This is a genomic window from Sporosarcina aquimarina, assembly GCF_023715615.1.
Taxonomy (GTDB): domain Bacteria; phylum Bacillota; class Bacilli; order Bacillales_A; family Planococcaceae; genus Sporosarcina; species Sporosarcina aquimarina_A.
Genome location: NZ_JAMBOM010000001.1, coordinates 1,303,949 through 1,316,288 on the forward strand (window position 1 = coordinate 1,303,949; position 12,340 = coordinate 1,316,288).

Genomic DNA, 12,340 nt, shown 5'->3' on the forward strand with positions numbered 1-12,340 from the left:
TGACTCTACTATAGCAAAGAAGCGTAGGAATTCCTTTAGGAAGAACTCGTACTCTCTTTAACCTCTGTAGATCCAAGCTCTCTAGAGCGTTTTTCAGCATGCTCGATGCAACTGAAGACGGCTTCCTGGAATCCTGCGGAAGTGAGTGCTCGAAGCCCTGCCTCCGTCGTGCCACCCGGGCTAGTCACGTTTTCTCTTAGAAGGGCAGGCTCTTCTTGGGTTTGTCGTAACATGCATGCAGCCCCTTCAATTGTCTGAATAATGAGATCGCGGGCAATCGGCTGTTCGATGCCAGCTCGCATAGCAGCTGTCTCTAATGCTTCTGCTAAATAGTAGATATATGCAGGACCGCTACCGGATAGGGCTGTAACGGCATGTAAGTCATCTTCTTCAACTTCTGCTACGATGCCAATCGAACTTAATAATTCAAGAATTTCTTGTTTCTCTTTAGATTTCATCAAACTATTAAATGCAATACCAGTTGCAGACTTCCCAATTGTTGCAGACGTATTCGGCATGGAGCGGGCAATAGCGTGTTTGCCTAGACCTAATTCAATAGTATCCATTGAAACACCAGCGAGTAAAGAAAGGACAACTGCTTTTTCGTTAAGTAAAGGAGAAATCTGTTCCATCGCAGTATAAACATCTTTAGGTTTAGTAGCCAATACGATTAAATCAGCCTTTCGGAGCTGATTTTTGTCCGGACTGACAATTGAGATGCCATACGTATTTTGTAACAATTGAAGGCGTGCTTCATCCGCTCGGTTCATGACAAAAACATTAGAAGGCGCAACAGTACCTTGCTTACAGATTCCGGCAATCACTGCTTCCGCCATCGATCCGGCACCTACAAATACGATTTTTTCCATGGAATTCCCTCTTTTCCTAGATAGGTGTATTCAATCAGTCTATGCGATTATAGAAATAAGTCAACTGATGATTCAGTTATCGATACATGACGAACGTACAAAAAGCATGTACAATAGAATGAATAGTGATTCAATATTGGAGGCAAAACCATGATTCAACAACTGACGATACCAACACCGTATGCTGTTGGCGATGTTAATGCATTTTTAGTGAAGAGCGATACTCTGAGTCTATTCGATGCTGGTCCAAAGACACCCGAAGCTCTTAAAGCAATAAAGGCAGGGCTTAAAGAATCTGGATATACGTTGGAGGATATTGAACAAGTCATTCTTACACATCATCATCCAGATCATTCAGGTTGGGCGGATGCATTTCCGAACGCTGAACTTTATGGCCATGAGTACAATAATCTCTGGTTAACAAGAGACCCGGATTTCATTCAATTTCATGACAAATTTTATATGGAGCGATTCATAGAGCAAGGGGTTCCTGAAAAAGCGCTAGGAATTGTGGGGAAGATGAAACGCGCGGCAGATTTCATGGCAGAGCGTCCACTTGATCATATTTTAACTGAAGGGGACGAAATACCGGGACATCCAGGGTGGACGACTCTTGAGACGTTAGGGCATGCTCAAAGTCATTTGGCATTTTGGAATCCTGAAAGGAAAGAACTCATCGGAGGTGATTTATTACTGGAAAAGGTTTCTTCCAATCCACTCGTAGAACCTCCGAAAGGTCCTGAATATCCCCGACCAAAAACAATGTTGCAATATAACGCTTCCTTAAAACGATTGCTTGACCTGCCTGTAGAGATGGTTTACAGCGGACATGGAATGCCTGTAACGGGTGTTCATGACCTTATTGAGAAGCGACTGCAAAAACAGCACGAGCGAGCAATGAAGGTTTACGATATGCTGTCAGTTGGTCCGCAATCTGTCTTCGAATTGACCGTGCAATTATTTCCGGCTGCCTATAAAAGGGAGCTTGGTCTAACACTCTCAGAGACACTTGGTCAAATGGATTACTTATTAGAGCTAGGCAAGGTTGTTCAAAAAACAGACAATCAAGGAATTCATCGGTATGAGCAAGCGTAAAACGATTTTAATAACAGGAGCTACCAGTGGTGTAGGTTATGAAACTGCAGTAAGGCTTCTATCTGAAGGTCATCGTGTCCAAGTGACGGGGCGTTCAGAAGAAATTCTGGCTAAGCTTGTAGCTCTTGGAGCTGATGCGATTCAACTAGATTTAACAGGTGAGGGAGCGGCTGATTACTTGCTACGTGAGCTAGAAATGCCGGATGTCATTATTTTCTCAGCAGGGGTTGCAAAGTTTGCATTTGCTCATGAAACTGAAGATAGACAGGTTGAGCAAATGTTTTCAGTGAACGTGACAGCACCGATTCAGCTTACTCAAAGGATACTACCGTCATGGATGGAACGTAGAGGTGGACATCTAATTTATATTGGTTCCCAAGCAGGAAAAGTGGCGACACCAAAAGCAGCTGTCTATGCAGCGACGAAACATGCATTGATTGGATACACAAATGCGTTACGTATGGAAGTTGCACAATATGGAATCGACGTATCTGTTATTCATCCAGGTCCAATCGACACAGCCTTTTTAGACAAAGCAGATGATAGTGGTACCTATAGGGGGGCAGTTGGTAAGCATTTGCTTACTGTAGAGGAAGTAGCAGAAGGTGTCGTTAAGATGGTTCGTCATCCTAAACGACAAGTGGATATGCCACGAGTGATGGGTCTGACGAGCAAACTTCATGCAATTGCTCCAGGCTTAGTGGAACGAATAGGAAAACCTTTTTTTATGAAAAAGATGAAATAAATCCAAAACCTCACCTAATTTTGAGAAATGAAAAAGAGGCATCCAAATAGCGGATGCCTCTTCATTCGCGGAAAATTTGTTTTAACTAGTTGCGTGTAGCTGACGGGTAAATCGAAAGCATACTGCAAACTCTTCTTGCACGCATTTCACTTCATCGTTCTTTAAATCGAAGAGAAACGGTTGTTTAGGTTGCACTTGCACAAAAAACTTACTTCTTACTGGTCTTACAAACACTCGTAACTCTTCTTACGGTGATGCTTCGTCAGTACAGCAAATTTCCCGCCAAGGCTGTGCATTTCTCCAAGTAAGCGCTTAGCGCCTTCCAGGATTTCGCCTTGTAGTAATCTATACCCGGCAAAACAACCTATAAACCTATTTTTTAAAATTCTTTTTTATTTTCTTTGAATTTCTATTGCGGAATCTTAAGAAGACATGAACATAGATATTAGAAAATATAATACAACACTGCATTTGAAAATTGTTTATGATAAACTGTGACTAAACAAACCGTTCAGGAAAGGTGTTCTTTCATGATACAGCTAACCGTACAAAACATTGTACACCAATTTTCATTCGAAATTTTATCTGGGAGCGACCACTTGGAAAGACCGCTGAAAAAAACAAAAGTTCGTCGTCCAGGGTTGGAATTCATGGATACGTTTGAGTTCATAGCGAGAGGACATATTCAAATACTCGGTAAAAACGAGGTAAACTATTTACATACGCTTACTGATGACGAATGCAAACGCAGAATTTCGAATCTTGTCGAATACGATCCACCTTGTATTTTAATTACTTCCAATCAGGAACAACCTTATGGACTACATACGTATTGTACGGAGAACGGTATTCCTGTTTTAAGAACTCCTGACTCTATGGGTGTGGCGAGTGCAAAATTGGATGCATTTGTTATTAGCTCGATGGCAGAAGAAATTGCCATTCATGGAGTTGTCGTCAATGTAGCGGGAATTGGAATTTTATTGCGCGGCAAATCAGGCGTTGGAAAAAGCGAGACAGCACATACACTGATTGGTAGGGGACACCGGCTTGTAGCGGATGACATCGTCGTCCTTCGAAAACTCAGTCCTCAAACGTTACTCGGTACTCATAATCAGACTAACCGGGAATTTTTGGCGCTTAGGAGTATCGGTTTAATGAACGTTGTCCGTTTATATGGACGTGCTGCGTTTCAAGAAGAGACTAGAATCGCTCTCGATATCGAATTGACAGAGTGGAAAGACAACTCACTTAACAATGAACTGGAATTAGACGAGAAGTTTACTGAGTACATGGGTGTACCTATACCTTATATTCAAATCCAATTACAACCAGGGCGGGATGTCGCTGGGCTTATCGAAGCAGCTGCAAACAACTGGTATTTAAAACAACAAGGGTATAGTGCTCTTGAGGAATTCATGGAGCGCCTGGAGCCTGAATTCAAGCAGGAATGATCTGACAGGAATAGTTCGTCTTTATCTGGAAAAACTATTTGTACACTAGTTTTGAAGGAGGATGACTAATGACGGAAAAGAAAGAGCCACATGAAATGATGACTGAGAAAAACAACAAACTTTCATCAGCTCAAGAAGTAGAATATGTGGACGACTTTAAGAAAGCGGACAAAGCAACGAAAAATACGAATAAACGTAAAAACGAATACTAACAAAAAAGTCCGGAAGCCCATATGAGCTTCCGGACTTTTTTCTATTCGACTTCCTTTAATAACTCCAACACTTCGTTTGACCGTATGAACATCCCAACTTTACCATGGGAGTCAAGCTCGGTTATCGCAAAGACAACACCGATGACCTCATCATTTTGGAAAACGGGGCTGCCACTGTTTCCTCTGTAAACAGGTGCATCCAATAGAATAATAGGTACATTACGCCCCGCCCATTCACTTTCTCCTATCAGTTTTCCTTCATTTGCGATCCCAAAAAAGTTCAAAGGATTTCCGATGAACATGACTTTGGAATCTGGTGTGTAAGTGGGAGTTTCCGCTAGTTTTAGCGATGGAACATCTGGTGGATCTTTAATTTGCAAAATCGCTAAATCATTGACGGAATCTTGTGCGACAAGAGTGGCTGAAAAGCGACCTTGCTCTTCAAATGAAACTGTAATCTGTTTTGTATTTTCGACCACGTGATTATTTGTCACAATCAACCCATCTGGAGATACAAAAAAACCTGTTCCTTTTCCATCTTCGGTCAAAACAACAGCAACGGATTGTTTCCACTTTGTAATGTCCTCACGTTTTGAAAGCTTCGCAGATGTTTTTAAAAAATCGATTGCTGGTAGTGAATAGATATCGAAAATGAAAGCGACAGGCTGAAATAGTAAAACCAATGCCATGAGCCATACAATCCACCTAGGAACTCTACGTTTTCTTGGCTGAGGATTGTTTCGAAGGTAAGCTTCTTTTGCAAGTGCTTCCCGTTGTGCTTCCAATACAAGCTGGCGAAACTCCTCTTCTTCTATTTCTTCTTGCGTAAGTTCGGGTTCTTCAAATTGATCGACCTCGTTGCCTTCAAGAGCTTCAGAAACATTATCGTCTACATCTGCTGGGAAATGATTTTCTTGGTGGAATTCATCTTGATTCTTCTGATCGTCCTGATTCATATGTATAGACCTCCAATATACGTTCCTGAAATTGAGGTAAAAGGGGTTAACCAAAAGTGTATCATAGATTGTGATGAACAATTCTGAAAAAATAAACTTAAAAACCTATCTACTCACCATTATACTTGATATACTTTCCATATGTGTATTTGTGTCTATTTGAGGGGAGATGTGTTACGGTGGATGAAAATGCATTGAAGAAGACGGAACCAGAACGTTATCCAAGTACAGTCACTGAAGAAGTGCATACTCTAACTACTAAAGTAAGAGCGTTAGAGGACGAAATCAGTGAATTGAAAAAGGATATACACGCTATCGACTTCTTGCAAAAAAAACCGATTATTTCAGGCGATGCGATTGCTACCGGAGGCTTCTGGATTGTAGCGGCATTAGCTGTAATCGGGATATTTTTTTAATGAAGGAGGTAATTACGTATTATGAAAAGCCCAGGACTAGCAGCTGTACTTAGCTTTTTTTGGACCGGTGTCGGACAGATTTATAATGGTCAGATCCTGAAAGGTCTCATTCTAATTGGAGTGCAAGTTATCAATTCACTTCTTATGTTTGTATTAATTGGGTTTATCACGTATCCACTTGTTTGGATATGGGGGATGTATGACGCTTACAAAACAGCTGAAAAACACAACGCTCGTCAAGTTTACTAATTTTCTTTGTGGTTTAAAAGGATAGTTTACCAAAAAGAAAATTTAATAGGCTGTGTAACCTTAGATGTATAGTTGGTTTCATGCGCCTATTAAAATAACTATATTAAAAAGACGTCCATCGATTAATGAAATCGAGGACGTCTTATTTTATTTTCGCTTTGCTTTAATTAGATCTAACTCCGTACTTAATGCTTTTATGAGAGAGAAGATCATCAACAAAATGACAAATGAGAATGGGAGGGCGGCTATAATAATCGTATTCTGCAATGCATCTAACCCATTGACAGAAAGTAAAATTAGCGCGATTGCCGATTGAAGGACTCCCCATATGAGTTTGATACTATTCGGCGGTGTCAGTGATCCGTAACTGGATTGCATTCCTAACACAAATGTCGCTGAATCCGCAGAAGTGATGAAGAAGGAAGCAATCAGGATAATTGCAACTATGGAGATGAATGCACCCCAAGGTAATGTACTAAATAACTCAAAGACCACGAGTTCAGTAGCTTTATCTGCAAGGTTGACGACCCCTGCTTTCTGAGCTTCAATCGCAGTCGTTCCAAAAGCGGTAAACCAGAACGTGCAAAGAATTGTCGGCGCAATCATAACACCAATCATGAATTCACGAATTGTACGTCCTTTGGACACACGTGCGATAAACATACTAACGAAAGGTGCCCAAGAAATCCACCAAGCCCAGTAAAAGATGGTCCACATATCCAACCACTGGCGGTTCTCTGCATTTAATGGAGAAGTGGAGAAACTCATTTTCACAAAATTAGCTATATACCCGCCTAAGGAGTCTGAGTACATATTAAAGATTAATAAGGTTGGGCCAAGTATCACCACTAAGATTAGTAAAGCTATCGCAAGTACAAGATTCAAATTGGATAAGTATTGAATCCCTTTACTAAGACCACTCCAAGCTGACATGATGAAAAGTACAGTTACAACTAATATGATGATGAATTGAGACTGAGTTCCTATTTCAACTCCAAACAAATAATTCAACCCTGCATTAATTTGTACAGCGCCAAAGCCGAGAGTCGTTGCAACACCGAAAGCGGTTGCAAACACAGCGAGAACATCCACAAGAACACCCCAAGGGCCATTCATCTTATTCCCAAAAATCGGCTTCAATGTTGAAGAAATTAAACCAGGTTCTCCCTTACGGAACTGGAAGAATGCTAGAGATAAGGCGACAAAACCGTACATTGCCCATACATGGATACCCCAATGGAAAAAGGATTGACGTAAGCCTTCTTTAAATGCAGCTGGTGTATTGAGCTCACCTGTCGATGACATGACAGCATAGTGTGAAAGTGGCTCTGCAGCTCCATAAAAGACTAGTCCGATGCCCATACCGGCTGAGAATAGCATGGCAATCCAGGATACTGTTGAAAACTCGGGTTTGTCTGTATCTTTCCCAAGTCTTATTTTCCCGAATGGACTAAAAATCAGAAACAGGCAAATGATGACGAGTACGGATAACAGCATGAGGTAATACCAACCAAAGGTAGATGCGACGAAGTTTTGAATCTTTCCGGTTTGTTCGGCAAAACTTTCCGGCGCGAGCACACCGTAGCCAACTGCCAAAACGATCAGTCCGATCGTAATATAAAATACGTTTGAAATTTTTCTCATAATTCCCCCTAAGATAATTGTAGTGATTTCACGGTTATTAACTATAGCAATAAAGAATTGAAAATGCAAAAGAATATAAAAAAAGGAGAATGTAAGAACATCCTCCTTGTCTTAAATGCGAAAAAATAGTGTCATCACAGGCATTTTAAAAAAACGATTTAAGCTAAGCGGTCCTTTTCGTGGATATCGTCAGGCTCACGAAGCAAATAATACTTTCCTTTGGTTACCTTTGCGAGAAGTACAGTAAGTATTGAAGCGAGAACAGCGGCGAAAAATGCTGCTGTAGACTCTAAGAAAATACCCATATATCCTAGTGCGGCAAGGGTTCCGAGAAGACTTGCAACTAGTAGTGAAACTACACCCACTGGATTCCAGCGATACAAATATTCTTGACGAGCTACATAATAATTGGGGCCAATCTTCATTAGTTTTTTGACGACAAGAGCATCGGTTACTAAAATCGCTGCCCATGAAAGCAGAAATACGCCTTGGAATGTCATCATCGTACTTAAATGATCCACAATATTTGCAAGCATCAGCAACATTGCACTAACTCCTGACACAACTACCCAAAAACGCCGTCCCGGAGTGAAACGGAACATATTTTCAAAGAAATTAGAAAGCGACAATGAGCTACTGTAAATATTCGTGACGTTTATGCGTAATTGAGTAAGCATAGTAAACAACGCACCGCCAATACCAAGCAACAGAACGATGTAAACGCCTGGATCTGGCTCCATAAAACGAACACCAAACCAGATGCCTAACCCACCCATAACTCCAAAACAAAAGATTTGGGGGATAAAACCAATCATAAAAGAGCCTAGTTTAATATCTTTAGGCTTTAAAAATCGTGCATAATCTGAAGCGAGGAGAGCTGTCAGACCCATAATACCATTATGCATACCGATACACATGAGTAACGCGGTACCACCTAGTGTGACTCCTTCCGGCATATAGGAAAATACGGCTCCGGTGTACACTGCTGGTTTATAAAACGAGATAATAATTGCAGTGATTAAAAATACGACAAATACTGGCATTGACCACTTTTGCAATTTATCAAGCTGTTCAATTCCGAACCAATTCAAGGGGATGACGATTGATCCGAACACGATGATGAGAATCCACTTTGGGAGGGTAGGGAAAAAGTGGTGAACTGCAGATACTAAAATTAACCCTTCAAATGCACAATACATAATAAAGTTAGATGCGTAAATCAGTGACGTAAGTGAGGATCCGATATATCCGAAACCCCCACCGCGTGACAGGAGATTTACATTCATTCCAGATTTCGCAGACAAATAGGCGATAACTGTTCCTAATATCCCTGCGACTATGATTGCGTAAGTTGAAGAAATCATAGCATTTGCTGCCCCATAAGAGAGAGCCATGACACTTCCCATCTGGAAGTAAAAAATGGCAGTAGCGATTCCGAATGTAATGTTGGTAATGCTTAACCAACCCTTCGTACGATCTTCTCGAGGAACTCTGTCCAGTGAATAGTCACTTTCTAGTTCTTCTATTTCTTCTTTATATTCATTTGTACTATCAGTTACTGATTTCATTCAATTCCTCCTAATCGATACATGCATCTCCTTCCTGTTCAGTCAATTATTTTTTCGCAAGTTATACACTGTAGAAGCATAACAAAAAAACGATAGATTGTTAAGGGATGCAGTTGACATGCCTATATTCTATAAAGAGTTGGGCAAAGATAACCATAGTTCAATTCATGATTTACAGAGGATTTGAACTTTCGTGATTTGCAGGTGAAATGGGGAATACTTAAATATAGAAGTTTAACTTTAACTATTTAAGTGTTAAACTAGTGTTGATAAAAAGGAGTGATACTTATGGGTAAATTAGATGGTAAAGTCGCGGTAATCACTGGCGGTGCTGGTGGTATCGGAAGTGGTATGGCAAAAGCATACGTTAAAGAAGGCGCAAAAGTAGCAATCGTTGACTTAAACGCTGAAACTGGCGAAGCAATGGTGAAAGAACTTCAGGTGTTCCAACCTGAAAGCATGTTCATTCAAGCGGACCTTACAGATCGTGACAAGCTGAAAGATATCATTGCAACAGTTGTCGACAAGTTTGGAAAACTAGATATCCTTGTCAATAATGCACACGCATCACGTCAAGTATTGCTAGCAGAAGCAACTCAAGCGGATATGGATTTCTCCTTTAACACTGGGTTCTATCCAACGTTTTACTTGATGCAAGCAGCATACCCACACTTAAAAGAGTCTGAAGGGACAATCATTAACTTCTCTTCAGGTGCTGGTATTAACGGGGATATTATGCAAGGTACGTATGCGGCTGCAAAAGAAGCGATCCGTGCGATTACTCGTGTAGCAGCTAACGAATGGGGTCAGTTCGGCATTAACGTCAACTTGATTTCACCGATTGCCAATTCACCTGGTATCCAACAGTGGAAAAAAGACCAGCCTGAAGCGTTTGACAAAATGATCAACAACATTCCAATGCGTCGTCTTGGGGAATTGGAAGGCGATATTGGTCGAGTTGCAGTCTTCCTTGCGAGTGAAGATGCATCATACATTACTGGACAAACAATTATGGTTGACGGTGGCGCAACTAAATTACGCTAACTAAAAAAACACGATCCTCTGAACTTGAGGATCGTGTTTTTGTTATTTCCGTAATAATAAATAGATGAAGTAAGGAGCGCCGATTAAGGAGACGACTAATCCTGCTGGAATAATCCCTACACTGGATACGTTTCTCCCGATCGTATCTGCAAGCAATAACAACCAGCCACCTAGAAGAATAGCGATTGGAAGATAGAGCTGACTGCGTGGGCCAATCAATGACTTTGCAATATGAGGAGCCATCAGCCCGACAAAAGCAATTCCTCCAGTAACGGAAACAGCTGAGGCTGCAAGCGCGACTGCGGTGACGAGAAGAATAATACGTTCTCGCTCAACAGACACACCAATTCCAATGGCAACAGATTCACTTAACCCTAATACATTCAATCGGTTCGCTTTATATAACGCGAACGGTACGAGAATAAGTAACCAGGGCAATAGTGCAATGACAAATGGCCAATCAGACCCCCAAATATTTCCCGCTAACCATTTTGCAATGAAATCCACTTTGTCACGATCTGCTGAAGAAGTAAGAACAATCATGACACCGGATAGTGCTAGAGAGAACCCCACACCTGTTAACACCAATCGGACCGGTTGCATCCCTGTTTTTTTATCGTAAGCAAAAAGATAGATTAGGAATGCGGTCAAAAATGCCCCAACTAACCCGACAATCGGCATCAAATACACAAACGAACCTGCTTCAACAGGTACAAACAGAAAGAATACTGCTATTGAAGTACCAGCTCCTGCGTTAATGCCAATAATTCCGGGATCTGCCAAGTCATTTCGTGTAATCCCTTGAAGTATCGAGCCAGAGAGCGCTAAGGCTGATCCTGCTAAGAATGTTATTGCTATACGAGGAAGACGAATAGAAAACAAAACAAATTCTTCTTTAAATGTCCCGTTGCCAAAAAGTGCAGGGAAGATGCGACCAGGTTCTACGGAAGCTGGCCCGAGTGCAATGGCTGCAACTGCAGTTCCGAGAGTGAGGAGGCTGAATAGGATCAATAAGAGCCGCTGTTTTCTTAACACATTAGATTGAATCATGAGAAAGCACGCCCTCCTTTACGAAGAATAATAAGGAAGAACGGCAAGCCCATCACCGCAACAAGTGAGGCAACGGGTGTTTCGTATGGTGCGTTCATAGTCCGCCCTAATGTATCGGCAAGCAACATGAATGCACCACCAAGTACGGCAGACATTGGCAGTATAAATCGATAATCCGTGCCAACAATTGCGCGAACGATATGCGGAATCATAAGTCCCACGAACGCCAAATTTCCGACTAGAGCAACTGCAGATCCAGCGAGAAGGATAATTAGGATGAACAAAATCATTTTAATTCTGAATGTATGTTGACCCAATCCGACAGCTACTTCCTCATTTAAACTAAGTAGGGTGAGTTGTTTGGACAAAACTAGAGCGATTCCTATCCCTATAACAATCACCGGAGTAATAATTTGAAGTTGAGACCAAGTAGTTCCGATCACACCTCCAGCAGTCCACATGGAAATGTCTTTTGACACTTTAAAATAGATTCCGACACCTTCAGCAACCGCAAAGAAAAATGTCGAGACTGCAGCGCCTGCCAAAACAAGGCGGAAAGGTGAGAATCCACCACGTTTTGCAGAGGCAATGCCGAATACCACTAGGGCACCAGCTGCTGCACCTAGAAAACTAGCGGTCATAATCCCATAATAATTGAGGGAAGGAACAAGTGCGATTGCAATGGCAAGAGCGGCATTAGCACCTGCTGTTAAGCCGAGTAATCCAGGATCAGCTAGAGGGTTTCTGGTCATTCCTTGCATGATGGCTCCAGAAACAGCCAAGGCAGAACCGACTAGTAAAGCAGCGAGTTCGCGTGGGAAACGGATTTCTCGTAAAATCAAACTGTTTTTACTTGAATCTCCAATAATAGCAAGCCACACATCCGAAACGGAAATATTTGCTGCACCCAGTATCATTGCCAGGAATAGAGAAGCAACCAATCCGATGCAAGCAATAACAAATTTAATTGAAAATGGCATAGTTCGCAGATTCATTAGCCAGAACTCCTTTCGCAAAAGAAAAGGATCCTTTCAAGGTGAA

Annotated in this window: 13 protein-coding genes; 7 read left to right on the forward strand and 6 right to left on the reverse strand. The window is 41.5% G+C overall.

Features of this window, described 5'->3' with window-relative positions:
• Positions 1-35: 35 nt before the first annotated feature.
• The gene (gene proC, locus M3197_RS06230) at positions 36-869 is read right to left on the reverse strand and encodes a pyrroline-5-carboxylate reductase (RefSeq protein WP_251659673.1); all 834 of its coding nucleotides are present in this window, start codon (positions 867-869) and stop codon (positions 36-38) included.
• A 150-nt stretch (positions 870-1,019) separates the two neighbouring features.
• On the opposite strand from proC, the gene M3197_RS06235 reads away from it, so the two are divergent.
• From M3197_RS06235 to M3197_RS06250, 4 genes are all read left to right on the forward strand, one after another.
• The gene (locus tag M3197_RS06235) at positions 1,020-1,964 is read left to right on the forward strand and encodes an MBL fold metallo-hydrolase (protein ID WP_251659674.1); all 945 of its coding nucleotides are present in this window, start codon (positions 1,020-1,022) and stop codon (positions 1,962-1,964) included.
• Entirely contained in the window at positions 1,951-2,709 is a 759-nt protein-coding gene (locus tag M3197_RS06240; RefSeq protein WP_251659675.1) for an SDR family NAD(P)-dependent oxidoreductase, read from the forward strand. The genes M3197_RS06235 and M3197_RS06240 overlap by 14 nt, the downstream gene beginning before the upstream one ends.
• Before the next feature lie 530 nt (positions 2,710-3,239).
• Positions 3,240-4,160 carry an HPr(Ser) kinase/phosphatase gene (gene hprK, locus M3197_RS06245; protein WP_025784682.1) on the forward strand — a complete coding sequence of 307 codons (921 nt, stop codon included), beginning with the start codon at positions 3,240-3,242 and terminating at the stop codon, positions 4,158-4,160.
• Between the two features lie 68 nt (positions 4,161-4,228).
• Positions 4,229-4,372 (forward strand): YfhE family protein, encoded by a 144-nt coding sequence (locus M3197_RS06250; RefSeq protein ID WP_251659676.1) that lies wholly within the window; start codon positions 4,229-4,231, stop codon positions 4,370-4,372.
• A gap of 41 nt (positions 4,373-4,413) precedes the next feature.
• On the opposite strand, the gene M3197_RS06255 is transcribed toward M3197_RS06250, so the two are convergent.
• Complete coding sequence (locus M3197_RS06255) at positions 4,414-5,328, reverse strand: S1C family serine protease (RefSeq protein WP_251659678.1); 915 nt, start codon at positions 5,326-5,328, stop codon at positions 4,414-4,416.
• A gap of 179 nt (positions 5,329-5,507) precedes the next feature.
• On the opposite strand from M3197_RS06255, the gene M3197_RS06260 reads away from it, so the two are divergent.
• Together M3197_RS06260 and M3197_RS06265 are read left to right on the forward strand one after the other, a co-directional pair.
• Complete coding sequence (locus M3197_RS06260) at positions 5,508-5,744, forward strand: hypothetical protein (RefSeq protein WP_251659680.1); 237 nt, start codon at positions 5,508-5,510, stop codon at positions 5,742-5,744.
• Between the two features lie 21 nt (positions 5,745-5,765).
• Positions 5,766-5,993, forward strand: a complete 228-nt coding sequence (locus M3197_RS06265) for a hypothetical protein (protein WP_251659681.1) — start codon at positions 5,766-5,768, stop codon at positions 5,991-5,993.
• Between the two features lie 147 nt (positions 5,994-6,140).
• On the opposite strand, the gene M3197_RS06270 is transcribed toward M3197_RS06265, so the two are convergent.
• Both M3197_RS06270 and M3197_RS06275 read right to left on the reverse strand, forming a co-directional pair.
• On the reverse strand, positions 6,141-7,637 hold the full coding sequence (locus tag M3197_RS06270) for a glycine betaine uptake BCCT transporter (protein WP_251659683.1): 1,497 nt from the start codon (positions 7,635-7,637) through the stop codon (positions 6,141-6,143).
• A 158-nt stretch (positions 7,638-7,795) separates the two neighbouring features.
• The gene (locus tag M3197_RS06275; RefSeq protein WP_251659685.1) at positions 7,796-9,205 is read right to left on the reverse strand and encodes a purine-cytosine permease family protein; all 1,410 of its coding nucleotides are present in this window, start codon (positions 9,203-9,205) and stop codon (positions 7,796-7,798) included.
• 288 nt (positions 9,206-9,493) lie between these two features.
• Between M3197_RS06275 and M3197_RS06280 the strand changes: the two genes are divergently transcribed.
• Positions 9,494-10,249 (forward strand): SDR family NAD(P)-dependent oxidoreductase, encoded by a 756-nt coding sequence (locus tag M3197_RS06280; RefSeq protein ID WP_251659687.1) that lies wholly within the window; start codon positions 9,494-9,496, stop codon positions 10,247-10,249.
• Between the two features lie 42 nt (positions 10,250-10,291).
• On the opposite strand, the gene M3197_RS06285 is transcribed toward M3197_RS06280, so the two are convergent.
• Together M3197_RS06285 and M3197_RS06290 are read right to left on the reverse strand one after the other, a co-directional pair.
• The gene (locus tag M3197_RS06285) at positions 10,292-11,299 is read right to left on the reverse strand and encodes a FecCD family ABC transporter permease (RefSeq protein WP_251659689.1); all 1,008 of its coding nucleotides are present in this window, start codon (positions 11,297-11,299) and stop codon (positions 10,292-10,294) included.
• A complete protein-coding gene (locus tag M3197_RS06290; protein ID WP_432813969.1) occupies positions 11,296-12,294 on the reverse strand; it encodes a FecCD family ABC transporter permease in 999 nt (332 codons plus the stop codon). The genes M3197_RS06285 and M3197_RS06290 overlap by 4 nt, the downstream gene beginning before the upstream one ends.
• Between the last annotated feature and the right edge of the window lie 46 nt (positions 12,295-12,340).